27 protein-coding genes are annotated in these 25,130 nt (G+C 51.8%); 6 read left to right on the forward strand and 21 right to left on the reverse strand.

What is annotated here, in order from left to right:
• Nucleotides 1-183: 183 nt before the first annotated feature.
• The 4 genes from NFS35_RS26460 to NFS35_RS26475 all read right to left on the reverse strand — a co-directional run bounded on the left by NFS35_RS26460 (nucleotide 184) and on the right by NFS35_RS26475 (nucleotide 3,286).
• Nucleotides 184-420: a hypothetical protein gene (locus NFS35_RS26460; RefSeq protein ID WP_251209978.1), complete on the reverse strand. Its 237-nt coding sequence runs from the start codon at nucleotides 418-420 to the stop codon at nucleotides 184-186.
• 53 nt (nucleotides 421-473) lie between these two features.
• On the reverse strand, nucleotides 474-1,349 hold the full coding sequence (locus NFS35_RS26465; RefSeq protein ID WP_251209979.1) for a YitT family protein: 876 nt from the start codon (nucleotides 1,347-1,349) through the stop codon (nucleotides 474-476).
• A gap of 175 nt (nucleotides 1,350-1,524) precedes the next feature.
• Nucleotides 1,525-2,787, reverse strand: a complete 1,263-nt coding sequence (locus tag NFS35_RS26470; RefSeq protein WP_251209980.1) for an aminopeptidase P N-terminal domain-containing protein — start codon at nucleotides 2,785-2,787, stop codon at nucleotides 1,525-1,527.
• A gap of 106 nt (nucleotides 2,788-2,893) precedes the next feature.
• Nucleotides 2,894-3,286, reverse strand: a complete 393-nt coding sequence (locus NFS35_RS26475) for a hypothetical protein (RefSeq protein ID WP_251209981.1) — start codon at nucleotides 3,284-3,286, stop codon at nucleotides 2,894-2,896.
• A gap of 110 nt (nucleotides 3,287-3,396) precedes the next feature.
• Here NFS35_RS26475 and NFS35_RS26480 point away from each other — a divergent pair, with 110 nt between their 5' ends.
• Entirely contained in the window at nucleotides 3,397-4,797 is a 1,401-nt protein-coding gene (locus tag NFS35_RS26480; protein WP_251209982.1) for a hemerythrin domain-containing protein, read from the forward strand.
• A gap of 71 nt (nucleotides 4,798-4,868) precedes the next feature.
• Here the strand turns inward: NFS35_RS26480 and NFS35_RS26485 are convergent, their stop codons facing one another.
• Entirely contained in the window at nucleotides 4,869-5,132 is a 264-nt protein-coding gene (locus NFS35_RS26485; RefSeq protein ID WP_251209983.1) for a CD3324 family protein, read from the reverse strand.
• A 338-nt stretch (nucleotides 5,133-5,470) separates the two neighbouring features.
• Here NFS35_RS26485 and NFS35_RS26490 point away from each other — a divergent pair, with 338 nt between their 5' ends.
• The 4 genes from NFS35_RS26490 to NFS35_RS26505 all read left to right on the forward strand — a co-directional run bounded on the left by NFS35_RS26490 (nucleotide 5,471) and on the right by NFS35_RS26505 (nucleotide 8,493).
• Nucleotides 5,471-5,623, forward strand: coding sequence for a hypothetical protein (locus NFS35_RS26490; protein ID WP_251209984.1), 153 nt, complete (start codon nucleotides 5,471-5,473; stop codon nucleotides 5,621-5,623).
• 189 nt (nucleotides 5,624-5,812) lie between these two features.
• Entirely contained in the window at nucleotides 5,813-6,583 is a 771-nt protein-coding gene (locus NFS35_RS26495) for a hypothetical protein (RefSeq protein ID WP_251209985.1), read from the forward strand.
• Nucleotide 6,584: 1 nt separating this feature from the next.
• Nucleotides 6,585-7,445 (forward strand): ABC-2 family transporter protein, encoded by an 861-nt coding sequence (locus NFS35_RS26500; RefSeq protein WP_251209986.1) that lies wholly within the window; start codon nucleotides 6,585-6,587, stop codon nucleotides 7,443-7,445.
• Nucleotides 7,396-8,493 carry an ABC transporter ATP-binding protein gene (locus NFS35_RS26505; protein ID WP_251209987.1) on the forward strand — a complete coding sequence of 366 codons (1,098 nt, stop codon included), beginning with the start codon at nucleotides 7,396-7,398 and terminating at the stop codon, nucleotides 8,491-8,493. Before NFS35_RS26500 ends, NFS35_RS26505 begins: the two co-directional genes overlap by 50 nt.
• Nucleotides 8,494-8,571: 78 nt before the next feature.
• Here NFS35_RS26505 and NFS35_RS26510 read toward each other — a convergent pair whose 3' ends face one another.
• The 15 genes from NFS35_RS26510 to NFS35_RS26580 form a co-directional block, all read right to left on the reverse strand.
• The gene (locus tag NFS35_RS26510; protein WP_251209988.1) at nucleotides 8,572-9,513 is read right to left on the reverse strand and encodes a DUF1848 domain-containing protein; all 942 of its coding nucleotides are present in this window, start codon (nucleotides 9,511-9,513) and stop codon (nucleotides 8,572-8,574) included.
• A 147-nt stretch (nucleotides 9,514-9,660) separates the two neighbouring features.
• Complete coding sequence (locus NFS35_RS26515; protein WP_251209989.1) at nucleotides 9,661-10,479, reverse strand: MerR family transcriptional regulator; 819 nt, start codon at nucleotides 10,477-10,479, stop codon at nucleotides 9,661-9,663.
• Nucleotides 10,480-10,783: 304 nt separating this feature from the next.
• Nucleotides 10,784-11,116 carry a hypothetical protein gene (locus tag NFS35_RS26520; RefSeq protein WP_251209990.1) on the reverse strand — a complete coding sequence of 111 codons (333 nt, stop codon included), beginning with the start codon at nucleotides 11,114-11,116 and terminating at the stop codon, nucleotides 10,784-10,786.
• On the reverse strand, nucleotides 11,109-11,819 hold the full coding sequence (locus NFS35_RS26525; protein WP_251209991.1) for a hypothetical protein: 711 nt from the start codon (nucleotides 11,817-11,819) through the stop codon (nucleotides 11,109-11,111). Before NFS35_RS26525 ends, NFS35_RS26520 begins: the two co-directional genes overlap by 8 nt.
• Nucleotides 11,820-12,025: 206 nt before the next feature.
• Nucleotides 12,026-12,577 carry a GNAT family N-acetyltransferase gene (locus tag NFS35_RS26530; protein ID WP_251209992.1) on the reverse strand — a complete coding sequence of 184 codons (552 nt, stop codon included), beginning with the start codon at nucleotides 12,575-12,577 and terminating at the stop codon, nucleotides 12,026-12,028.
• Nucleotides 12,578-12,653: 76 nt separating this feature from the next.
• Nucleotides 12,654-13,721 carry a zinc-dependent alcohol dehydrogenase family protein gene (locus NFS35_RS26535; protein ID WP_251209993.1) on the reverse strand — a complete coding sequence of 356 codons (1,068 nt, stop codon included), beginning with the start codon at nucleotides 13,719-13,721 and terminating at the stop codon, nucleotides 12,654-12,656.
• A gap of 109 nt (nucleotides 13,722-13,830) precedes the next feature.
• Nucleotides 13,831-15,039 (reverse strand): ABC transporter permease subunit, encoded by a 1,209-nt coding sequence (locus tag NFS35_RS26540; protein ID WP_251209994.1) that lies wholly within the window; start codon nucleotides 15,037-15,039, stop codon nucleotides 13,831-13,833.
• Nucleotides 15,040-15,130: 91 nt separating this feature from the next.
• A complete protein-coding gene (locus tag NFS35_RS26545) occupies nucleotides 15,131-15,814 on the reverse strand; it encodes an ABC transporter ATP-binding protein (RefSeq protein ID WP_251209995.1) in 684 nt (227 codons plus the stop codon).
• The gene (locus tag NFS35_RS26550; protein WP_251209996.1) at nucleotides 15,805-16,569 is read right to left on the reverse strand and encodes a hypothetical protein; all 765 of its coding nucleotides are present in this window, start codon (nucleotides 16,567-16,569) and stop codon (nucleotides 15,805-15,807) included. The genes NFS35_RS26545 and NFS35_RS26550 overlap by 10 nt, the downstream gene beginning before the upstream one ends.
• Nucleotides 16,566-17,105, reverse strand: coding sequence for an RNA polymerase sigma factor (locus NFS35_RS26555; protein WP_330640486.1), 540 nt, complete (start codon nucleotides 17,103-17,105; stop codon nucleotides 16,566-16,568). Before NFS35_RS26555 ends, NFS35_RS26550 begins: the two co-directional genes overlap by 4 nt.
• Nucleotides 17,106-17,234: 129 nt before the next feature.
• Entirely contained in the window at nucleotides 17,235-18,950 is a 1,716-nt protein-coding gene (locus NFS35_RS26560; RefSeq protein WP_251209997.1) for a carbon starvation CstA family protein, read from the reverse strand.
• Nucleotides 18,947-19,483: a hypothetical protein gene (locus tag NFS35_RS26565; protein WP_251209998.1), complete on the reverse strand. Its 537-nt coding sequence runs from the start codon at nucleotides 19,481-19,483 to the stop codon at nucleotides 18,947-18,949. The genes NFS35_RS26560 and NFS35_RS26565 overlap by 4 nt, the downstream gene beginning before the upstream one ends.
• Before the next feature lie 278 nt (nucleotides 19,484-19,761).
• Nucleotides 19,762-22,083: a glycoside hydrolase family 2 protein gene (locus NFS35_RS26570; protein ID WP_251209999.1), complete on the reverse strand. Its 2,322-nt coding sequence runs from the start codon at nucleotides 22,081-22,083 to the stop codon at nucleotides 19,762-19,764.
• A 136-nt stretch (nucleotides 22,084-22,219) separates the two neighbouring features.
• Complete coding sequence (locus tag NFS35_RS26575; RefSeq protein ID WP_251210000.1) at nucleotides 22,220-22,600, reverse strand: hypothetical protein; 381 nt, start codon at nucleotides 22,598-22,600, stop codon at nucleotides 22,220-22,222.
• A 175-nt stretch (nucleotides 22,601-22,775) separates the two neighbouring features.
• Nucleotides 22,776-22,955 carry a helix-turn-helix transcriptional regulator gene (locus tag NFS35_RS26580; RefSeq protein ID WP_330640488.1) on the reverse strand — a complete coding sequence of 60 codons (180 nt, stop codon included), beginning with the start codon at nucleotides 22,953-22,955 and terminating at the stop codon, nucleotides 22,776-22,778.
• A 133-nt stretch (nucleotides 22,956-23,088) separates the two neighbouring features.
• Here NFS35_RS26580 and NFS35_RS29540 point away from each other — a divergent pair, with 133 nt between their 5' ends.
• Nucleotides 23,089-23,868 carry a GNAT family N-acetyltransferase gene (locus tag NFS35_RS29540; protein ID WP_330640489.1) on the forward strand — a complete coding sequence of 260 codons (780 nt, stop codon included), beginning with the start codon at nucleotides 23,089-23,091 and terminating at the stop codon, nucleotides 23,866-23,868.
• A 62-nt stretch (nucleotides 23,869-23,930) separates the two neighbouring features.
• Here NFS35_RS29540 and NFS35_RS26590 read toward each other — a convergent pair whose 3' ends face one another.
• Nucleotides 23,931-24,815 carry a metallophosphoesterase family protein gene (locus NFS35_RS26590; RefSeq protein WP_251210002.1) on the reverse strand — a complete coding sequence of 295 codons (885 nt, stop codon included), beginning with the start codon at nucleotides 24,813-24,815 and terminating at the stop codon, nucleotides 23,931-23,933.
• Nucleotides 24,816-25,130: the final 315 nt, after the last annotated feature.

A 25,130-nucleotide genomic window follows, 5' to 3' on the forward strand; every position in this document is an offset into this window, starting at 1 on the left:
CAGGATCAATCAGAATTCCGAGAGATCATAAGTGTACTTTCTCGAAATTACCGATTCCGTAAGGCAAACGAATATCCGCCATGCCATATCCCCTTTCAGGCGGCTTTCTCCACAATCCGGCCGCAGGCGCCATATTTCCAATCAAAGTATAACATACCGCTCCCCATAAAGTAAACCGTTACATCATCTTTCATTGTCCGGCCTGCCCGCGTTCATGTCCGTATAGCAGTCCAGAAGCCCCACCGTCTCATTGGCCGGGCGGCCGTACATATTGCAGCACTTATGGGAGACCTCCCCGGACGCGCTCTTCTCATCGTCCATCTCCACGCTCATGCGGACCACCCCCATCCGGGTCTCCGCATCCAGGTGCTTTAAAATATCCTCTATCAGCTTCTCGTTTTCCTGTTTTCCGCTCTCCATCCCTATCCCTCCAGATTCAACCGCACAATACGGTGCTCCCGCACACATGACTGCTAATTTGTCTTCCACTGCTTCTCCAGGGAAAATCCCCGTCCCTTTACCTCGCTCACTCTGGTAATCACCATAAAGCTGCCGGGGTCTATTCCATGGACCAGCTTCTCCAGCTTGAAAAGCTCCCGGTTGGAAATGACGCTGAATATCATCTGCGTCTTGTCGTGGAGATAGCCTCCCTCCGCGTTCAGCAAAGTCACGCCCCTGTCCATCTGTTCCAGAATGGCGGCCCGTATCTCCTCCGACTTGCCGCTCATAATCTTCACTTCCGTCTGGGTCGTCCCGATCATCATGGTCTTATCCAGCATAAGAGCGGAAAGGAGCACGAACAGCACGCCATACAGCACATTTTCCGCCTTGTGAAAGGGCGCCTGCATCATCAGGATGCACACGTCGAACACGTAGATGCTCACAGAGACCGGAATCCGAAAACATTTGTACAAAATCAGCGGCGGAATGTCCATGCCGCCCGTGGAAGCCCCGGTCCGGATCACGATTCCCAGAGAGATTCCCACGCCCAGCCCGGCGAACAACGTGCACAGCAGGATATCCTCCGTCAGGACAAAATCTCCCAGGATACGGTCGAACATCTCCAGGGCCGCCGGAATCAGAAACGTGCTGGCCAGCGTGGTCACCACAAAGGCTTTCCCCAGCACAATCAGGCCCAGGAACAGCATAGCCAGGTTCACAAGAAACAGGAATCCGGAAACTGACACGCCTGTCAGATGGTTCGCCGCCAGGGCGATGCCCGTGGCCCCTCCGCTGACCAGATTGGCCGGCAGCAGAAACAGCTTCACCGTCAGCGCATATAAAATATTTCCCAGCACAATGGCCGTTATCGAGGAAACCGACCAATGTATCCGCATCTTATCATCCATACCATCCCTCCCTATTGCCAAAGCGGAGCAGGCTGCCAATCCCTGTTCTGCCCCGCTCTCGGTTCTTCTTCTCTGTCCGCATTCCCGGTTCTGCCCGGAATCCGTCCGCTCTGGCATTTATACTGCCTGACAGCTAAAAATTCCGGGTAGCCCGGCCTGTGCCTGATTCCGGATTCTAGGAAACGGCCACAGAGCCCTTTTTCATGGTATCCTCTATCTCCTCCATGGTCCTGGGTGTAATCGCAGACAGATTCTCGCAGCCGTCCTCAGTCACCAGGCAATTGTCCTCCAGCCGGAAACCGATGCCCCACTCCTCGTGATAAATTCCGATGTCCACGCAGAACACCATATTCGGCGCGATGAATTCCGGCCTCTCCACCACATCGTGCACGTCGTAGCCCACATGATGGGAGCCGCCATGCCACATATAAGTCCCTATCTCGTCCACGCTCCCCAGCACGCCGGCGTCTTTCAGCAGGAGCGCATTGTACCTGTGGGATTCCCTGTCCACATCCTCCATGGCCATTCCCGGCTTGATGATGTCAAACATATGATCAGAAGTCTTCAGGGCGCACTCGTACAGAAGCCTCTGGCGCTCATCGTACTTCCCGTTGCAGGGCCATCCCCTGGACACATCCGTCATCAGGTTGTCGTACCAGGCCCCAACATCGTTCAATATCATGTCCCCGTCATGTGCCTGCCCCTTATAAGCATAGTAATGAATGCAGAAATTATTCCTTCCCGCGGAAATAATGGACGGGAACGCCGGTCCCTGAGGCCCGTGCTGTCCCAGCGCGTAGTCGAAGACAGCCTTGTATTGATATTCATACATGCCCGGCTTGGATGCTTTCATCATGGCCACGATTCCGTCTCTGGTAATCTTCTCGGCCTCTCTTATGGCTTCTATCTCACAGGGCTGCTTGATGGTGCGCAGCCTGCGCAGGATGGCGTTGGCATTCTCTATCTTAAGGAACGGATAATCCACCGCCGCTCTTCTGCAAAGCCTGTGTGCAGGCGTCTCCCGGTCTCCCGGTTCCGCGCGGCAGGTGTCCAGATACAGATACCCATAATTCCCCATGGAAGCCAGCCTGTGGAAATCCATCTCAAACCCACCCACATAGGCCACATCCTCAATGCCCGACTGCTCCGCCGCCTCATCAGCCTTAATCCGCGCGCCCGTCCAGCGCTCTGTCATCAAATCCGGGGGCAGGATATAAATCCTTTCTTTTACCTGCCCCTCAGCGTCCTTGCTGGCCAGCAGCACGAATTCCTTGCTGTCCAGACCTGTCAGATACAGGAAATTCCTGTCGGTATAAAAAGGATACTGCTCATCATTGGTCTTGCGGACTTCTGTCCCGGAGAACATGACCAGCAGAGAGTGCGGCTTCATGGCCTCATATACCCTCGCTCTATTACCCTGGTGAAATTCCTTTTTCATTTCCTCATTACCTCGATTCTGTTTCCTCAATACCGTCAGCATTGCCTGATCTGTCCAAAACAAACAGATATAGCTGACGGTCTTTTATTGTAGTTTACTGCAAATTTTATTCGTGCGCAACACAAATTCGCTCCAGCACAAACTCTGCCTCTCCCTCAGGCACAGAGAGAGCGGCCCACTCGCCTCCCCGAATCACGGTATCGGTTCCGGCCAGGCGGTAGTCCCCGAAGTCTTCTATTAAAATGCGCACGGCCAGGCTCTCCTTTTTCCAGGGGCCGGATTCCGCTTTCAGCGTAATCCGGCTGCAATCCCCGCTTATGCAGATTCCGGCCGAAGCCCATTCTCCATGGGTGCACTCTGTGTGGATACGCCCCTCTGTTCCAATATAATGGAAACGTCTCCCCACGCCGTCATGGCATGTGACTTTCAGGCCCTCCCCCGTCTCCTCCAGGAAGCCTCCATAGCAGATTCTCCCGAAGACAGGATCCTCCGCCACCACGGTGGCCGCTCCTCTCAGGCCCCCAGGCGAATAAGAGAGAAATCCGTCGTATCCTGGCACATTTCCGCAGGCACTGAATACATTATAGAAAAGAGTATGTAGGAGGGCCTATGGGGAATCATTTATTGTGGAATGAACACTATAACATAGGAGTACCCATAATCGACAAGGAACACAAAAAACTTCTCAGCATTCTCAATAAATTGTTTGATTTTGGACAGAAAGAAGAAAAAAGCCATTTTGCCTGTCACGAGGCGATAAAATATTTTAAAGACCATGCCATCCAGCATTTTGCAGATGAGGAAACCTATATGGCCTCCATCGGTTATCCCGGGCTGGAAGCCCATAAGCGTATTCACAGGGATTTCCGCCAACGGATGCTGCCCGCCCTTGAAAAGGAACTGGAGCAGACAGACTACTCTGCCGCCTCCATCCATCATTTTCTGGGCGTATGCGCAGGATGGCTGATCGGACATACCTTGATTGAAGACCATATGATCGTAAGCGGCGAGCCTATCAAACATTGGGAGAATCTGTTGCCCGAGGAGGAACAGGCCCTGATGGGCCAGACCATCGCCAGCCTGCTGCACAGCATGTTCCGGCTGGATTCGCGTCTGATCAGCAATTGCTACGCCGGGGAGAAATTCGGAGACGGAATCTACTGCCATCTGGTCTACAGCGGCAGCGACAACAGGAAAAGGGATTTCTTCCTGCTATTCGAGGAGCCCTTGATCGGCAGCACGATCGGCAATATCATGGAGGCCAATTCGGAAGCCACTGACACAATCCTGTCCAGTGTGGCAAAATACGCGGCAAAGCAGCTTGTGGAGCGCATCAGGCGGCGCTTTCCGTCATGGGAGATATTTGAAATGGCGGAGGAACATCTGCTGACTTACGAGCAGTTCTATAAAATATACACTGCGCAGAGTCCGGAATTCAGCTTTCTGTTCGACACAGGCAAAGGGTACTTTGCCTGTTGCATGTCCATTTCGGAGGCGCCCCAGGGCGGCATTTCGGCTGTCACAGAGAATGCCGTGGCTGAAATCGAGAACCGCCTGCGGCTTGACCCGCCCCTCGTCAGGCCGGAAAGCAGTCCGTCCGCTGAGAGCACCGCGGAAGCCCGGGCCCGCCGGAAAAGCAGGATACTGGTGGTGGACGATTCGGACTTTATGCGCAAGGCAATGCTGCACTTACTCAGCAGCGATTACGAAGTGCTGACGGCGGACTCCGGCATGTCTGCCATCAGGAGCATCACCCTTGCCCGGCCGGATCTGGTGCTGCTGGATTATGAGATGCCGGTCTGCAACGGCAGCCAGGTGCTGGAAATGATCCGCACCCAAAAGGACTTTTCAGATATCCCCGTGATTTTCCTGACCTGCAGGGTGGATCGGGAGAGCGTCAAAAAGGCCATTTCGCTCAAACCTGAGGGCTATCTGTCCAAATCCCTTTCCGCAGAGTCTGTCAAAAAAGAGATAGACCATTTCTTTGAAAAGAGGAGCCGGCTTCCCTAAAAACACAAGAGATCTTCAGCACAGAATCTCCCGGAATTTGCCTGTCCGCAATTCCGGGAGATTCTTTCCTGTCACTTTTTCTGATAGATGATTTTTTTCACCGTGCTGTTGGACAAGCCGAATTTCACAGCCAGTTCCTGGATTGACCTGCCCTCCCGGAACAGCATCCTGATCTGGCTGTTCCTCTCCAAATAAAACTTTTTCGATCCGCTGATTGCGCCCCATTCCTGCTTCGATTCGGATCTGGGGATATATAAAAGTTCTCCTTCGATATAGTATTGCACTTCCCGCAATAGCCTGGAAGGCAATATGTCCGCTGCATTCTTATACTGCATCTTTCCCGCTCCTTATTTATGTTTGATAAACAAGTGCAGAAACAGCAGATTATATAGTTTCAACAGCCCACGCAGAGTTCTATATAACTGCTATTCTGCATGGGCGCTGTCTTGTTCAGCTAAGAATCCAATCCGATACTCTTTTATATACACTTTCATATACATCACCTCTTTCCATACAGACTCATTATACAGGATAAACGGCCGATACGCCAGGGGGGAAAATGAATATAATTGTTCTCGGCAGTTCTTCAGCGATTCCTCCAAAAAAAGATTGCAAACTTCCATAAAGAGTTGTATAATGGATGCCAGATATGGCAGGAAAGGCGGTGAGAAGCATGAAGCGATACGAAGTTCTGATGGAGCGGAAGTTATTTCCAGGCAGCGATATTGTGCGCAGCTTCGGTTACAAAGTGGCAGCTTTAGGGGATAACTATGCCCTTTTGGGGAAACGGATTGTTTTGTGCGCTGCTCACCATGTGACGGGATAATCGGAAGTGCGACGGTTTTGCGATTGGTTATATTCTGAATATCGTAAATCTGCCGTACGGCAGATTTGAATGCGAAATGAGAGCCCTGTGCGGACAAAGGCAGTCCGTACAGGGTATTTTTGTGCCCTGACACATTCCTGGATGTTTCGGATAAATGCCGCAGAGACGCGGCAGAAAGGAAAGAATGAAATGATTCATAAATATATGGCCACTGCCCGGACAGCCATGCAGGGCAAGACGGGCGGCGGCGTGCTGTACATGGTTCCGGATATGGTGATGAAAGTGGTATATCTGGTGCCGCTGCTGTTCATCTGGAAGATTCTGGCGGAAAGCGGGTATGAAGCGGAGATGTCGGCACCGCAGCTTTTGAGCTATACCTATGTCAACGCACTGCTGGCAGATTTGACGATCGTCAATACCTGTCTGTCCGCCTGGGATTACGATGCCAGGAGCATGGAGATGTTCACCCGCCCCATGCCCGTGTTCGGGCAGGTGATTTCAAGAACCATCGGCGAGTGGATGCCGCAGCTGCTCCTGTTCTCGCTGCCCATGTTCCTGGCGGCGCCGCTTCTGGGAATCCGGATTCTGCCAAAGACGCTGTGGGCGCTTCCGTCTCTGGCGCTGTGCGTATCCCTGGGATTCGCTTTCGAGTTCCTGTTCTACTGCGTCACCATCAGGCTGCGCAATGTCTCCTGGCTCACCTATGTGATCAGGAGCGCGGTGGTGTCCTTCTTTTCCGGCACAGTGATTCCTTTTAAGATACTGCCCTTCGGCATGGACAGGTGGATGCAGTATCAGCCTTTCGGCAGTATGGGCGGGGCTTTTCTGTCATTGTATACAGGCAGCGCGGCGGCTTCGGAAGTGATTCCGGCACAGTTGTTCTGGAACATCGTGATATGGTTCGCGGCGGCTGTGTGGTTCCAAAAATCCAGAGAGAGGATGGTGAGTTTCGGTGGATAAAATGAAAAGAAAGACAAAGATTTTTCGGGGAATCCGAAGGTACTTTCAACTGTTGGGGATATATGCCCGGATGGATCTGGCCTCCCTGACCCGGGACGCAAAGTTCATGGCCATCGTCATCACGGCCGATATCGTCTCCAACATATCATCCATCATTGGAATCTTCCTGCTGGCATGGAAGTTCGGCGGAATCGGCGGCATGGATCGGTTCGAGGTTCTGTTCATGCTGGCCTACGGCAATATCGTGATGGGATTCCTCAACATGATGGGCGGCTGCAACGCGCTGTTTCCCAGCAGGATTATCGGCAGAGGGCAATGGGAACATATGTTCATCATACCTCTGCCCTACGGCGTGCAGCTGACGGTGGGAATCTTCCCTTTCACCGGCTCCAGCAGCCTGCTGTCAGGTATCGGGATGCTGTGGGTGGCTATGCGCCACCTGGAATGCCATTCTTCCATGCCCTGGTGGTGGCCGGGGATGCTGGTCTTCCAGCTGATTGCCAGCATGGTGGTTGTGACTGCGGCTTCATACCTGTTTTCCAGCCTTGCTTTTTACGCGCCGGTACAGTGCGAGGAGATAGCCAGCACCGTGGTCTACAGCATGGAGCATACCAAATCATTTCCCCTGTCAGGCATGCCGGTCTACATCCGCTACCCCCTGCTGACCATATTTCCGGCGGGCCTTATGGCATGGTTTCCGACAATGATTCTGCTGGGGAAGACAACTGCTTTTGAGAATTTTTATCCGGCGATATTCGCGCTGCTGCTATCGCTTGCCGCAGCTCATTTTTTCAGGAAAGGATTTCGATATTATGTCAAAAAAGGGATTAACAGATATAGTGCCGGAGGACATCGCTCGTGAGAATCCGGCCGTAAACGCAGAGTCCGTGACCAAGTCTTTCACACGGTGGCAGAGAAAGGAAACCCCAGGCGGTTCCGATAAGGAAAATGATTCTGAAAAGGAAGCCCCGGGGAGCAGGAAAGGCATTTCATGGAAAGAAAGCATCAGGACTATCTTCCGGCAGGAAAAGAAGACCGTGACCGCTCTGGACGGCGTCTCTTTCCAAATCGGGAAAGGTGAGTTCGTGGCTTACGCAGGGCCCAACGGAGCCGGGAAGAGCACCACTATGAAGCTGCTCTCCGGCATGCTCCAGCCCACATCCGGGACGCTGTCCGTGCTGGGCATGTCGCCGGCAAGAGACCGGATCGCCCTCATGAAAAGGCTCGGGGTGCTGTTCGGGAACCGGACGGAGCTGTGGTGGGATCATCCCGTGATACAGAGTTTTGAGTGGAAAAAGGTGGTTTGGGACATTCCGGATGAGGTGTACCAAAGGAACCTGGACATGGTCACCGAACTGCTGGACATGGGAGAAATCCGCAATACTTTTGCCCGGGAATTGTCCCTGGGGCAGCGGATGCGGGCGGATTTAGGTCTGATGCTGCTGCACTCGCCGGAGGTGATCCTGCTGGATGAGCCCACGCTGGGGCTGGACGTGGTGGCCAAGCGCCAGATGATAGATTTCCTGAAGCGCATCAATCAGGAAGAGGGCGTCACCATTCTGGTCACCAGCCACGATATGGATGACCTGGAGGAGATGGCCCGGAGAATCCTGATGATTTCCGGCGGAAAGCTTGTGTACGACGGCAGCTTTGACGGACTGCGCGAAATTACGGGAAATCTGACACATTTTACCGTCATCACAGACGGCAGACAGCCGGAACTAGCGGGCTGCAGGCTCCTTGGCGGACAGAAAGGCGTATTCGAATTTGAAGTAGACCTGTCCCAACTGCCCATCCGGGAATTGCTGGGGAAACTGTCAAAAGCTGAGGGCATCATGGATATGGAAATCAAAAAAGCCCCCATCGAGCTGGTGATTGCGCAGCTGTACCAGACCTGGAAAAGCACATGAATTGCTGATTCGATGCAGCCATTTTCCAACAGCCCCAATGTGCCTCCTTTGCAACAGCAGAAAACGGAAGCCTTTGCCTTAGCCAGGAAAAGTGAGCTGTTCATATTCCCGCTTATAAGATTTCACCGGCCTTTCAGTGATTTTATCCGTTTCTTTTATGCTGCCGCAGAGAATAGGGGAATTGACATCGTACGCTTTCACCCTGTCCGAGACAATATCCGGGCGAAAGTTTGCGTAGCAGTAGATGCAGCCGTGGGGACAGGTGTCATAAGAGCCAATGTCGTCACATTTGGCACAGCGGCAATGCCCGCGCTGCCCGTCGCCGCCCACATCCAGGGACGCGCCTGTGATACGCTCTATCAGCGCCTTGTCAATACAGCTGTTGTGCTCAATTCCATGCCTTACGAGATCGACCGCCTCCGCGCAGGTGGCAAGGGCAAGTCCGCTGCTTTTTCCGATGCGGGCAAGCTCTCCTGCGAAGCTGTCCAGTTCTTCCGGGGAAAGCTGCCAAAAACCCAGACGCTTCAGATTGCCGCTGTTTTTTGAGGGATAGATATCCACAAAGCTGAACACGCATTTCTCCGTATATCTTCCAAGCGCCGATGCTATTTTTTCAAAACTTTTCAGATGAGATTCCGGGGTATATTTATCAGAGAAAAGTATCGGATCATATCTCCAGATTATCCGCTCCCTGCCGATTCTTTCGGAAAGCCGCATGAACGTTTCCAGGCGTCTGAGAAGTTCCGGGACATACGGCTCCACCTCAACGCCATAGTCATTTATGGTGAACTGAACATAATAATCATATTCCTTTAGCTCATCCAGCCTGTCCATCATCGGAGCGGCGTTTTTCGTCCAGAATACAATGCAGTCCACCACTTTGGGGGAGATGCTGACTCTGCTTACCTGACGCGCGTTCATGGGATTTCTCACGCATACGAATCCCTCCCGGACGCGCTGGTAGAACCATTCGGAATAAAAGGCGGGGATGTCAGTCCGCCTGCTTACACTTAATATCATTCCTCTACTCCTTTCAGGATTTCCTGCGGCTTTCCGCCCTCTTCCCCCGGAATGGGCACAAACAGCGACACCGTACAGAGACCGGGTGTAAGCAGCTCCCACACCCGGCCTCCCGCCGTTTCCACTGCGGGCCGCGGCCCGCAAGCCCTATTTCTTCCTCACCGGATAACACACCTCCGTCACATATTCCTCCGGATTCTGTGTCTCATGAGGGCTCACATGATAGATATTGAACGACAGGCCGTTCATCTCGTACCCGTTATCCTCAATCCATTTCGCCACCGCGCTGTTCACCTGGCCAATCTGCTCATAGCTTCCCCGGTAAGTAGCGCTGGCAATCTGTACTGGCGGCTCTGTCTTGAACTTCACATGTCCCCTGTCCTGATAGTTTCCCGCCACGGACTTCTGCACCTCCACGTCCACATTCCGCTCCTTATACTCCCCGTCATGGAAAATCGCCATAGTATAGCAGGGGCTTCCATCCTGCAGATGCATCCCCGCCGTCTCCTCCATCAGCGTCTTCCACAGAATATGTTCCGAGTCATACCCCGGAATCACCATCCTCACACTCGCCACATACCGCTCCGGCAACGTCTTCAGACTCACGTCATATCCCATAATGCTCCCATCCTTTCTCAGCCATTCAATGGTGCTGTCGATCAGCCGCATCTTCTGCCGCATCTCCCGGTACTGCGTTTCCATCTCGTCCCGTTTCCTGACCAGGAACTGCTCCAGCTCCCCGCCGTCCGCGTATTTCTCCAGGATTTCCCCGATTGCGGCCACGCCGAATCCCATACTCCGCAATGCCTGAATCCGCCCGGCTCCCAGAAGCTGGGACTCCCCATAATACCGGTACCCGGTGAAGGAATCCACCATTTCCGGCTTCAGTAGCCCGCATTCGTCATAATGCCGCAGCATGCGGATGCTGATTCTCGACAGCTTTGAAAAATCGCCTATTCTTAACATTGGTTTCTCCTCACATATATGTGCGTTCCTGAGCTCAATTCCACTATAGAGTATGCCACAGTGTGAGAGTCAAGGGCTGATTCCAAAAATTTTCCCTCCAAAAAATACAGGCTCAGTTCCTACTGGTTCCCACAATCACCACAAGTGCAACATGCCTTTTCCATGTTCAGGAAAAACTTCGCGGAAAGCAAGTCAATCAGACCCCCTTTCTGTCTATAGTCCGGTAAAGGGACAATGCTTGCCGAGTCCACCTTATAGGATACATTATATTGGGAATATCGTATCTAAAGTCAAAAGTTCTCGCTTAGATTCTGCCGCCATTCAACATCTTCCATGCATCCGTCTCTGTCATTTCATAATATTTCTGTAGTTTGCCTGCAATGGCATCCTCCTCCGTGCCATCGTCACGGTTCGATTGGATGAAGATGCGGATTCCCTCCGCCTGCTCCTTCTTCCTTCCACTCTTCTCGCCTTTCTCCCAGCCGCTCTTCTCGCCCTCCATCCTGCTGTCCTCCATCATCTCTTTAATGGCCTGGCACATGTTATATCCCTCCCCTTCCTTATACTTTTCCTGATGCTCCATAAACCTTTTCACTCCCATCAGCACGCCCACCGTCCTGGCCGTCTCCTCATCCATCTTTCTGTAGGCGGCGTCCTCTTCCAGCAGACAGACCCGCCTTATCTTTCCTTAGCGGCAGCAGCGCGAACACAATCCCCAGGGATGTCCGAACCCCCGTACAGTCCGCAGCCTCGTTGGCGCACACAAGGCGCATGGGATAATCCGCGAACCATTTCTCCCATTCCCCTTGCGCCTCCTCAGAACCCGCCGTCCCAAAATCCACCATATCCCTCAGACACCTTGGCCCATCCCATTCCTCCACGCCGTGGTACAGGCATAACGTGTACACAGGCGCGATACGGTCTTCCCTCCGAAACCTCCCCAGCCGCTCCCCGGCATTGGCGTAGACATGCTTTTCCCCGGCTTCTTCCGCCGCATGATTCCTCCGCTGAATCTGCTGGACCTGCTGCCCATACTCCCTGCAGTCATATTCCATAATCCGCCAGGGCATACAGTAACTGACATCCCGCTGTGCCTCCACGGCCAGTATCTTCAGCCATCCGCCAGACTCCAGCCGCCTCTTGATGTCCCGTATCCTCTGCCCGTCTTTTCCGCCTTTCCTGTCCTTCCCGTCCGGAGCCGCCGTGTACACCTCCGATGCCTCCCGGAGCTCCTGCGGCTTCACCACCTGCATTCCCCCGAAGCAAAAGCAGTTAAACAAATCCGCGAAACGTGCATCGTCTTCCAGATAAGACAACAATGCGTCATTTTCCATCCCCATAGTGCTTCCTCCTTGTCTTCCAGCAGGAAACGCCGTCAAAGCATCGTTCCTGCCTATTTTCTTTTTCCGTCTTTCTCTTTTCTCAGTGATAAACAGCAGAAACGCTATTAAAACTTAGAATTACTGAAATTGAAAGTTTGTGGAACATGTTATCCACATTTTCAGAATAAAGCACATGGCGGATATTGTCAAGCAGTATTTGGTTCTCAGCGCAGCAGAATATATCTCATATCGTCAAAATCCTTCCCCAATTGCTTTGCATGGTACCGGCTTTCCTTTACGAACTGAAATCCGCACTTCTCTATGACCCGCTTCGACTGGCCGTTTACAGAAAAATGTCCTACCGTCAACGCGTCCAGCCCGCAGGTGTCGAAACAGAATCCAATCACCGCCCTCACGGCCTCCGGCATCAGTCCCTGCCCCCAATATTCCCTGGAAAGCACATAGCCAATCTCCTTCATCTTCAGATCCCTGTAGGCCTCATCCTCATTGGCCCAGGAGGGGTGCAGCCCCAGCGACCCGATGGCCCGGCCGGACTCCCGGTGCACCAGGGCGAACACATTCTTATGGGACATGAAGTCCTCCAAAATACTCCTGGAAACCTCGATAGACTCATGATGCCTCCAGCCCGCCATCTCCCCCACGCCCTCCACAGAGGCATATGCATAGAAATCCTCCAGGTCGCTTTCCTCCCAGGGGCGCAGAATCAGCCGCCGGGTCTCTAATACCGTATCCGTAATGTCAATCTGTATGTCCATTTCATTTTCCTTTCTCCGGTTCCGGCCCTTCCCGCCATCGCCTGCACGAGCCATCTGTTTCATGTACAGGCATGCCTCATGGGCATATGATATACTTTCCTTTTGCCCTGGCCTTGGGACTACTCAAAATTTCCTCCAGCTTTTCCAGCCCATAAGTCCCGTAAATCATGCTGCTCACATCCAGGCGGCCGCTGTCGATCAAATCCAGCGCCCTCTTCTGGGTATAAGGATTGATATAGGACGCTTTCAGTTCCAGCTCTTTCTTAAATATCTCAAAAGGCTTCACCGCAATGGTCTCCTCCGGCTTCGTCAAGCCGAACATCATCACCACCGCCTTATTCCCGGCAATGTCGATAGCCTGCCGGATGGTGGAGGGACGGCCCACGCACTCGATGACCGTATTCACCCAGGTAAAGCCAGCCTTTTTCAGCTCCGCTTCCACATCCGCCTGCAAGGGATCGATGCAGACATCCGCCCCCAGCTTCACCGCCACCTGGCGCTTCTCCTCCACAGGCTCCAGCAGCGCAACCTTTGCCGCACCCATGAGCCTGGCCAGCTGCAGCATAAGCAGGCCTATCATGCCGCCTCCGATGACCACCACCTGAGAACCCGGCTGAACCTTGCACATATCGATTCCATGGAGACAGCAGGCTGCAGGCTCCGCCATAGCGCCCTGCTCAAAGGAAGTCCGCTCCCCCAATCGGTACACCTGCCTCTCATTCACCGCGCAGTATTCCGCAAAGCCGCCGTTCACGGTAGTCCCATATCCGATCATATGCTCGCAATAATGAGCCACCCCGTTCCTGCAGGGCCCACATGTACCGCAATAACAATTAGGATCGATGCAGACCCTGTCGCCCACCCGGCAGGCAGCCACTTCCGCGCCCACGGCTTCCACCACACCGGCGAACTCATGCCCCAATATGGCAGGCGGCGTCACCTCTGCCGCCCCCTTGTCCCCCTCATAGATATGCACGTCCGTCCCGCAGACCCCGCAGGCTTTCACCCGAATCAGCACATCCTTCGGCCCCACCGGGGGCATCTCGTGCTCCTCAATCCTCAAATCATGCTTTCCATAAAATACCGCGCTTTTCATCATCTCCGCCCTTTCCGTCTGTTCTGCAGCAGCCAGACACCTTATCATATCCTCTGTTCCTTATAGTTTACCATAAGCCCAGCTTTCCGAAAAGGACATATACAAAAAAAGGACGGAAAAATCCGCCCTCTCCAGGTATCAAAACCTCAAACATCTCCTACCTCCCCGTCACCTGGTACCGCATGAATGCCCGTCTCCCCAGAAACGCAAGCCCAATCCCCAGAATCACATACAGCATCGGAACCGCCTGCCAGGGCATCAAAAACTTACCGAACAGGCCAACCAGCCGGGCATTGAAAACATTCCAGTTAGCAATAAAGTTGCTGGGAAGATAACTCCATGCCTGCGCCAGAATCCGCAGATGCGCCGGCACGTTCACGAATATACCCAGAATCACCACACCCACCACAAAAGAAAGCGTCCCGATACTGCTGCGCAGCAATTCTGACAGCGCCATTACAAAGGCCGCAACGAAAACCACAGCTATGCCCATACAGGCATAATAGAGCAGCACGGCTCCCCCGACATTCAAAGGCGGGAAAAATCCGCCGCTCACCAACTGAAAATCTGCCGTAAATCCCTCGGCCCCGTAAATCCCAAAGGCAATCAGAAATGACAGCCCAGAAAACAGAAGCGACAAAGCCAGCGCAAAGGTCAGTCCCGCCAGAAATTTGGCCCAAAAGGCTTTCTGCCTGCCATGTCTGCTGCTCAGAATCAACTGATCAGTCCTGCGCACATGCTCCTCCACGAACACACCGGACAGGCAGATTGCCGTCACCACAATCGCCAGCAGCCCTATGGTATAGCCGCAGTCCAGCAATCTCCAGTACCCCTCCTTATACCGGAACTCCACCGGCCAGGTTTTCCGTTCTTCCTGGGCCAGCCAGAAATCTTTCTCATCCTGGGACAATCTGCAGGAATCCGCCTCCCGCATCAGCATTTCCAGATGCATGTCGTACAGCTCCCTCTCGTCCGCCTCCCACTGCCTGGCCTCCTTTGTCACCATGTCCGTAGCTATCCTGATATACTGGAAAATCGCGCTGTAAGGACGCGCGTAAGCCTCATACTCCTCTGTCTGGGAATAGCGCTCCACATCTTTCGGGATGGTTCCATAAACCGCCATGGTCTCCTCCAACAGCTCCTGATCGATGATTTTTCCCTCCAGGGCTTTCTGATAGGCTTTGTCTTTCTGGAATGCCTGGTACATGGTCTCCGTCTCGCCATCATCCTCATAGAGGATATCAAGTACAGTGCCTCCCACAGTGGCTGCAATCATGACCGCCGAAATCGCCATGCATATCCAGACCAGCCTCCGTTTCACGATTTTTTTCCATTCATATCGATACAATGTCCATATCTGCTTCATCTTTCCACCTTTCTGTCCGCAGCAGCGCATATGCCAGTCTATGCTCCCGCCGCATGCATGACCGTTCGCCTTTATTGGCCTGGCGGATCATTCACATCCGCTCCAGATAAAATGCCTCCAAGTCCTCCTGATTCTCCCATGGGCCCTGATGAATCATCTGGCCGTCTTTCATCATCAGGATAGTATCCGCGATATGCTCGATATCAGAGACGATGTGGGTCGAAAGCAGCACGATATTCTCTTTCCCCCACCGGGCAATCACCTCCCGGAACCGCACCCGTTCCTTTGGATCCAGGCCTGCCGTTGGTTCATCCAGAATCAACAGCCGCGGCTCCCCCAGCAATGCCTGGGCGATTCCAAGGCGTTGTTTCATGCCTCCGGAATATGTCCTGACTTTCTTCTTTCCCATCTCTCCTAAGCCCACCAGCTCCAGCAGTTCCGCGGACTTGCGCTTTGCCTCCGCTTTGTTCAGTCCTTTCAGGGCCGCCATGTACAGCAGAAATTCCTCTCCGGTGAAATCCGGGTAATAGCCGAAATCCTGCGGCAGATAGCCCAATTCTCCCCGATATTCCTCTGTGGCCACATCCATGCCGTCCAGGGAGATCGATCCGCTGGTAGGCTTCAGGATGCCGCACAGCAGGCGCATCAGCGTAGTCTTCCCCGCTCCATTGGCACCCAGCAGCCCATAGATTCCCCTCTGCAGTTTCAGGGAAATCCTGTCCACGGCAATCTTGCTGCCATATTGTTTTGAAACCCGGTCGATCATCAGCTCCATGTCAGTTCTTCCATCCTTTCCATGCTCTTCTTCCATTCACAGGCCGCTATGACGCATAATGCGGCCGCGGCCCACAGCCACCAGCCAAAGTTTCCGCTCTGCCACAGCCAAAGGCCTGTGCACTTATCTATCACTGGCAGGATTCCCACGATTATAGCCGGTCCAAGGCAGGCATAAAGCGCTTCCCTGCCCCGTATTTTCCTGACCAGCCACAGGGACACGGCATCGGTCAGCAGATAGGGAGTCAGCAGATAGATTCCTGTCCGGAATATCGGCATTCCCTCCCGGTATCCGCACAGGGAAACCAGACTCAGTGTCCCTAAATGCACGATTCCCAGCACACCCACCCGCGCCAGGAGAACGCTTTTTAAGCAGAATCTCGTTGCCATTTCCAGTTCTGCCATGCCGCAGGCTTCTGCCCGGACATACTCTGTCACAGAGGAAATTGCCAGAAAAGGCATCAAGGCAGAGAGCAGCCACAGGATGTCTTTGTCCAATAGGGGCCCTCCCGCCAGCGCCGTCAGAAATACTCCAAGAGACAGCGCCCACACCCATTTGCGGATATAGGAGGCCTGCTGTAAGACAAATTGGCAGCTGCTGACCCGCCTTTGCCGGATGCCCCGCAGAAATGTTTTTTTCCGCCGGGGCGCCGGCGCTTCAAACGCTTTCTTCAGCGCATATGACCAGTCTTGCCGATTCTTCCATATCGATTGCTTCTGTTGTGATTTTCGCCGCAGTTTTTTATCACCGCTCATACAAAATCCTCCTCCCCCAGCTTCTCTCTCAGGCATTTCAGCGCTTCCTTTGTTCTGCGATAGACAGAAAAACGAGAAATTCCATATATTTTTCCGATTACATCCACCGGGACTTCGTTGACATACCGAAGCAGAATCAGTTCCCGCTCTTCCTCCTCCAGTTCCAGCAGCGCCTCCCGGATTGCCAGCACTGTCACCAGGCGCTCCTCCATGCCGCCTCCCTCTTGACATTCCGCCTCGTAGGAATCCATGTCCCGCCCCTCTGCATCAGTCCCCGCTTTACTCTCTCCCCGGCGTATCTGTTTCCTTGCTTCATCGATACAAAGATTCCGCGCTATCGTGTACAAATACCGCAGAGCTTTTCCCATGCTCTGATAACTGCCGCTTCCCAGGAAACGGAGAAAGGTCTCCTGAGTAATGTCCTCCGCCGCCTCCCGGCTATGCAGCTTAAAATAGCAGTAACGGTAAATCCTGTCATACTGCATTTCCAAATCCATGTCTCTGTCCGCGGACACGGCCTCACTCCCTCTCTTCACTGTGAATAACGAATCCGGCCCATACAATGTGCGCGGATTCTCTGAAAAATGAAAAAAGCCCTAAGCTGATATAAGAATACCAACTTAGGGCAATTATTCAAGACAAATCACTGCTTTCGGTTCCTGTCCTTAAGCAGCCTTTTTCTTTCCAAACAGAGTCTGGATACCCTCAATCACCAGGAGAATCGCAAGCATGATCAACAGCACTGCCAGGATGGTCTGTGCATAAGGGCCCCAGTCCGCCCCGCCTGCCGAGATGATGCCCACCTGGTTCTTAATGGTGATGGCAAGGGAACAGATTGTCACGATGTTCATGAACGCCATAGGGAACAGGAACATCTTATTATTTCTGCCGATATTTCCAAGCCATGTAGCCACGGCCAGCAGGCCCAGTCCGGCCAGCAGCTGGTTCGCGGATCCGAACAGGCCCCAGATTTTGCTATAGCCTGTCATTCCAAGCAGGATGCCCAGAATCACAGTAAGGCCAGTGGCAAAATAAGGATTCACCAGCACTTTCTTATAGCCGTCCTTGACGTCGGCAGGCGTCTGTCCGGGCTCCAGCCAGAACTCCTGGAACATGAATCTTGCAAGCCTTGTGGCCGTGTCCAGAGAGGTCAGGCAGAACGCGGAATATGTAAGAATCAACAGTGTGTACAGGATATGCTCCAGCCCTGCCAGACCGGGGATGGCGGCGACCATGGCAGCGATGCCGCCTGCAAAGATATCCGTGGCGCCAGCCGTGTGGCCGGTCTGTCTCGCGTAAGCGATGGCGCATACCGTCAGAATAGCCAGAGCGCACTCCAGCAGCATCCCGCCGTAAGCGATGGGCTTCGCATCCTTTTCCTTATCCAGCTGTTTCGAGGTAGTGCCGGAGGAAACCAGCGAATGGAAACCGGAAATCGCGCCGCAGGCCACCGTAGTGAACAGGATGGGGAACAGATATTGCATACCGTTTCCATTGTCCACGGCAAAGCCGGCGAACGCGGGGAACAGCTCAGGGTCGATATTGGGATGTGCCCCTATAACACCGACCAGCGCCACCGCCAGCATGGCATAAAGCAGGAAAGAGCTCAGATAATCACGGGGCTGCAGCAGAATCCACACAGGGGCCACAGACGCGATAGCGATATAAATCCCTACGATGATCATCCATGTATTGGTGGAGAAATACAGGGGATGGAAATTCATGCCGACAGCCATGATGACTACGATTGCCGCAATGCCCAAAATCGTGGAGATGCCCATGGACATATTCCTGCGGTATACGCAGAAGCCGAATACGATGGCTATCAGAATGAACAACAGCGATACCATGGCAACAGACGCGTTGGACGCGCTTGCCACCTTGTCAAGGACGCCTGCCTCATCATACTTTGCGCCGAAAGTGGATGCAACGATGGATGCGAATGCAGCCACTACCAGAATCAAAGTCAGATAGGCAAAAATCAGGAACAGCCTCTTCGCCCTCTTGCTCATGTTGGCGGAGATGACTTCGCCGATGGACTGCCCCTTATGGCGGATAGACGCATACAAAGCGCCGAAATCATGTACGCCGCCAAAGAAGATGCCGCCGATCAGAATCCAGAGCACCACCGGCACCCAGCCGAACATAGCCGCGCCGATAGGACCAGTGATAGGGCCTGCGCCCGCAATAGATGAAAAATGATGTCCCATCAGGACAGGGGTCTTGGAGGGCACATAGTCCACACCGTCCTCCATGGTATGGGCAGGAGTCTCTTCCTTGCTCTCGCCCACGCCCCACTGCCTGCACAGCCATCCGCCGTAGAGGATATATCCACACACAAGAATGGCTATGGAAATCAGAACCAGTACTAACGTGTTCATAAAACCTTTCTCCTTTTCCTTTTATTTAGTGATAGTACATTTTTCAAAATTTCCTCCACACATCTTCCGCTCCTGTTGGTGGTGATGCGGTTCCCTTCAGAAACCTCCAGCACAGCAGCGTGGAAGTCCATCCACCCATGCAGGGAAAATCGAAAACTTTTGTAAATGCGGCATTTCTTCAATGCCTTTCTGGCCTCCTCCTGGCAGGTGTCGCATACGAAGACCGGCGTGATATAGGTATACATATGTCCCGGCCCGATATTGGCACGCTTCATGCCGTCTTCATAGGCCTCGTCCCGGCAGCGCTCATAGATTTCCTGGGTGAGGTGTTCTACATCGAAGAGGTAGACGAATTCTTCACAATTGGCGGACCATAGATTGGCCTGCCTGGAAAGCACATATTTTTCCGAATGTTCAAAAAACTCACAGATGGCTGTGAGAGGCTTGTGTTCTTCTTCAAACATCGTTATGTTAAAATAAGCCCGATAGCCATCCAGCAGCCTGGCAATGGCAGTCTTTCTGGTATATTGCATAAAAACGTATAGATTCCTTTTCCAAATCGTCAATCACTGAATATTTTTCGTATTATATCCCAACGTTATAGTTTTTTCAATGATTTTTTATAACTAATATATGATTTTTTATAATCTGTTTATCTTTCTAAAGTTTTCTAAAGAATTTACCGCCACAAAATATCTGAACATCAAGAAACCGCAATCCTCTGATTCCTCAAAGGATTGCGGTACTCAGTCTGAATGCCGCCGGCTTCCAAATTCTCATTGAACTCTGCCAGGGCTTCATCGCACTCAATCTATTTGATTATCCCGGCTTTCTGCGCATATTTTATATACGCTTCTTTATTGAAAGGCACCGCCCATGTCACATAATGGTTGCGACAGCTCCTGCCGTCCACAGTCCACTCCATTTCATAGAACGCAGTCCTGCCGTTTGTATCCAGAAGCCCAATCTCAATGGAAGAATCTGCAGGAAGGAGTACGTCCGCCTCCGAGACCACCCTGTCGGCCGTGACATCAGACACACGATAGTGCACGCGCTTCGCCGCAGAATAATCATTTATGCCCATCAGGCGCACACATGCATTCTCATCCGGCTCATCGCACATGAGCGCCACCATCTCCTGCGCTCTCCTGATATAGCCATACGCCAGCTTCTTGTCAAAGTAATAGTCCACCACTGCATCCGAGAACTGCGGACATCCGTCGATCACATTCCACCAGATGATTCCCGTTCTGCGCCACTTTCCAATCCTGAATCTCTCGATAAAGTATTTCTTTGCCTCTGCCTGAGAAATCTGGCTCAAACGCGAAAATTCCTCGAGATTTTCAGCGTCTCCTCCAAACAGAACCCTTATCTGCTCCGCCATCAGTTCAATCCTGTAGGCGTAAGGCTCATCCGGCTTGTCCGTGGGGTTGGACGCATGCAGCAGCCACTCTCCATTATCAGTATAGGGCCACAGCGCCTCCTCTGTGATAAATTTCCGGACAGACTCTACGGAAGGACATCCGTGATACCCCGTTTCCGACGCGAAGTGAGCCGTTGCATTCCTGTAGAAATCCCCTTTATAATAGTCTCTCGGTCCCCAGAGATGCTGTTCGGGAATCATAGTATCACCCGCTTTGTTCTCAAATGCAGCTTCATCGATGTAAGGAGAGCTGGGCAGATAATCCCTCACGTAATCATTCATGCGGACTGCCTGACGGATGACACATCTGGTATTCCGGTTCGTATTGGGATCGACTCTTCCGCCTGTCCCATACCAGAAGCCCTGGTCGTTTTCATTATCCCCGGACCAAAGCGCAAGACACGGATGCTGACGGAGCCTTCTTATCTGGAACACCGCTTCTTCCTCCATCTTGCCCAGGAACTCCGGCGTCTCCGGATACCTTGCACAGGCCTGCATAAAATCCTGCCACACCAGGATGCCGAGCTCATCGCATAAATCGTACAGCACATCGTCATCGTAATATCCGCCTCCCCAGGCCCGAATCATATTGCAGTTCAGATCCGCCACCAAATCCAAAGAAGGCTTAATCCGCTCTTTTCCCCTGGAGGGGAAAGAATCCAAAGGAACCCAGTTCGTCCCCAGTATGAACGTCTTTTTATGATTCACAATGAAGCAGAACTCTCCGTTCCCTTTCTCATCGGTAAGGCTGGTCCTCTCCAAAAATACAGTGCGGATACCTGCCCTGAATTTTTTGGATCCATAAATCTTTCCATCCTTTACCAGCCTCGCTTCGACTTCATACAGATTCTGCTCCCCGGACCTTCTGGGCCACCAGAGCCGCGGACTTTCAAGCCCGATTTCCAGACGTCCCGACTTCGACCATATATCGGCCTTTTGGAAGAAGCGTGAATCGCCGCAAGTCCCCTCGATTTCCACTGAAAATCCCATGTAGGGCAGACTGCCTATTTCAATCTCATAAAAATATTCCAGCCGGCAAGAACTATAATCTTCTGCCAGACTTCTGGTAAATAAATAGCTCTGCCTAAATCCGGCTTCGGGCTTTTCCACCAGGCGCACGTCTTTCCAGATTCCTCCCGCGAGCATCCTCGGAAAAATATCCCATCCGAACATATAAGGGGCTTTCCGGATATAAAGACCGTCCGCCCCAAACTTTTGGGCGCATGTAAGCAATGGATAGTCATAGTTCCTTGCTTCGACGGCAATCGGAATGATATGCACGAAAACTTCATTGCATCCTCGCATCAGTTCTTTTCCGGCAAGCTGAATCGTATGGCCAATCAGCATATTATCGACTTTGAGAAGTTTTTTCCCATTCAGGTAAATTTCGGCAACTGTATCTATGCCGTCGAATTCGAGCATATAAACCTTATCTTCTTCCGGCTGAATCTCAAATTTCTTTCCATAAAACAAATGATTCATTTCCCGCTCATGTTCCAGAAGAAGATTCTTCCCCATGAACGGATCGGGAATCAGCTTGTTTCTCTCCAAATCAAGCTCATAGTTGCCGGGAACAGTCCCATCTATCACCAGAATCCCACTCTGTTTCAGAGCATCCGCCCCGGTAATCTCCTCACTCAGGCTCCTGTACTGCTCATCCGTGCAAATGCCAAGTTCCCATTTCCCATTCAAATCCAATATAGCTCCCATTCTTTCCCTTTCCGCCGCCATGGCAGCAATCCGCATTTACTGCATTACGAAAAACTTTCCTATTCTAGTACAGAAAAACACCGATTATTTCTAACCGATGCCATGCAACAATTTCATTATGGAATTTTTGAAAAGATTAATCAGCTGATACTGTAATACTTTCCGTGCTGATGTTAAGCGCTTTGGAAATGGCCTCTGCTATATCTGTCCGCAAGGTATCATTTCCAATACTGCCCTCGGGTGCAGTAATCTTAATGTCGGCTCCGACAATCTCGCTTTCCGAATAACTTATATCTACTTCACAATCCCAAACCATGCCCGTGCGCTCAAGTATCAAAGCTAATTGCTTTTCCATATAATTATACATTTTCTCTTCTTCACTATTAGTGAACTGATCTGCAAAATCTGCCTCTTCTCCTCTGGATTTTCCGAAATTCTGAATCACTATGCACATCATTCCCAAGAGAAGAATACAGACACCAATTCCAATGCCGAAAGACCACTTTTTATTCTTCATTATTGCCATTCTCCTCTCTAACATCCAGCACACGCATCCGCATTCCGTCAGTTTGCATTGCGTATCCCGACTCCTAAGAAGCTTTTACGAAGTTTTAGTTCTTAAAATATCCGCTTTGGTATAAAGGAACGTCTTTGATTTTATTTTTGTATTCTACCATATTCATTTTAGCTTGTCAAGCATCCCCCTTGTAGTCATGTCTGACCCCTGACACCCCAGTCTCGATTCTGGACAGCGCCTGCAGGGAACAGATGCCCTCGGCCAGCTCTTCCTGCGTCAATCCGGCTTTCCGCCGGCCTGATGGGCACAAAGGGCTTCTACGGAGCCGGGCACAGGGGAGCGTTATGCAGTCCAATCAGTTTCTTCAATACGCCCGTCACAGCCCTACTCTCCCTCCGGAATGCCCGGTCAAAGCCCCTCTTTTCCACCAGTGTATCCTATGGGAAAATCTTTTTCTCTCTTTTCAGGACATGGGAAATTATGGTACAATGACCTTATTCAAGGCAGGAAACAGCCGGATAGCCATCCGTACCATGAGCGTTGCTGTACCGTCCGCGGTCATGGCAAAGAGCGGGCCAGGCGTACAGGCAGGAAACCGGCAGCTCGGCTCACCTGACTTGCCTGATCCGCCAGTCTGCCAATCGTTCAGGGATATGGCAATGACTTGCAGCAGCATGACCAGAAAGGACACCGGACAAATGACCATACGCGACACCACCCCCGCCGACTACGGCCGGATTCAGGAAATCTACGCATGTGCCAGAGAACAGATGCGCCGGGCCGGAAACCCCGGCCAGTGGGGCGACAGCAGGCCCTCCGGGGAGACTCTGCTAAAAGATATCCGGCAAAGGCAGAGCCATGTGATGGAAGAACAGGGCCAGATATGCGGCGTCTTCACTTTCATTATAGGAGAAGACCCCACCTACAGAATCATCGAACAGGGCCAGTGGCTGGACGACGCCCCCTACGGCACCATCCACCGGATTGCCGGAAACGGCGCCGGAAAAGGAATCTTCCGGGAATGCCTGTCCTACTGCCTGGCACAGATTCCCAACATCCGCATCGACACCCACCGGGACAATGCCGTCATGCGGCATCTGCTGGAGAAACATGGCTTTGTAAAATGCGGCATCATCTATGTGGAGGACGGGAGCCCGCGGATTGCGTACCAGAGATGCTGCGTGGGAGTCATGGCATCGCCTGAGCCTACTCCCCTTTCCGCCGCTTGCTGCACACATCCCGTTTCCCGGATTCTATTATCAAAATAGCGTTATAATATTGACTATGGCGTTAGTCCGTCTGATTCATGAATTGACTGGATTTCATTTTTCTACCTATAATCAGGCACTCCCAGCTGTCGCGCCGCTTCTCTCCAATACTTCTCATCCGCAAAATCCTGTTCGCCGGCTTCTCGTGCCAATTTATCTGCCAATCCGACTAATTGCGCTGAATGGTCGGCTCCTGTCAGGAGAATCTGTATGCTACTATTCACGAACCATGGCGCTTTGCTGAGCAGACCGCTTGTCTTTATGTCTTGCACGACTTGCTTGTTGTCATAAGGAATCTTTAAAAAAGCGGGTTTCCAAGCCATCTTACCATTCATGCGGACATCTTCCATAATCATGCAGTGTGCATAACCATAAGTGCCGATAGCGATTCCAGCCGAGCCGCAATTATAATAGTGTTTCCCCTGGTATTCCAGTTCACCCGATAAATGCGTATGTCCACAAATCAGATAATCCGTATGGATATCTTTTAACCATTTTTTCGTATTTTCCCCCTCAGCAGGCAATCTTTCACGGGAACTCACCGGAGAACCATGGCAAATGGTCACAGGCGGAAATCCAGCTTTTTGATACCGGGACGTAATCGGCAGACTATCAAAAAAGAGAAAATCTTTTTCATCCAATTGCCTGTATGTAAACAAAAGGTTCCCGGTTGCCGAATTCCATGTCCATTTTCCCTTTTCAGTGCCTTGCGCAATTATCTTTCTTTGTTCCAACATATATTCTTCTCTGTTTCCTCTAAGGAACAGACAGCTGTGATTTGACGAAAAATCATATAGATAATCCATGGTTTCTCGCGTATAAGGAGTATCTGAAATATAATCTCCAAGAAATAAGTATTCATCGCAAGGAACTGATTTCATGTATTCGATGCAGGCTTTGAGCGCAATGATATTACTATGTATATCCGATATGATACCAATTTTCATAATCTGCTCCCATCTATGTAATTCCGTTTTATATGTTGTAAATATTTACATTATACTACTTCCAATCTCTATTTGCCATAAAAATATGGGGCGCCATTTGGGTATCGCTTTCAACTCTTTCAATATTGCAAAAAAGGGCTCTCCGATTTCTCGGAAAGCCCCATAAAGCTTAGCTTTTTATTAATGAACTCGCAAGAACTCTATTACTCACACAAAAGTGCTCAGCACCAAGCTGATCGCTAAAATTCCAAAAGGCTCTGAAATTCCAGTGCCTACCCGGCCAAAACGGGGCAAAAACTCTATTCCGGATACAAA

Origin of the sequence: Acetatifactor aquisgranensis, assembly GCF_943193215.1 — a bacterium.
Taxonomy (GTDB): Bacteria; Bacillota; Clostridia; order Lachnospirales; family Lachnospiraceae; genus Acetatifactor; species Acetatifactor aquisgranensis.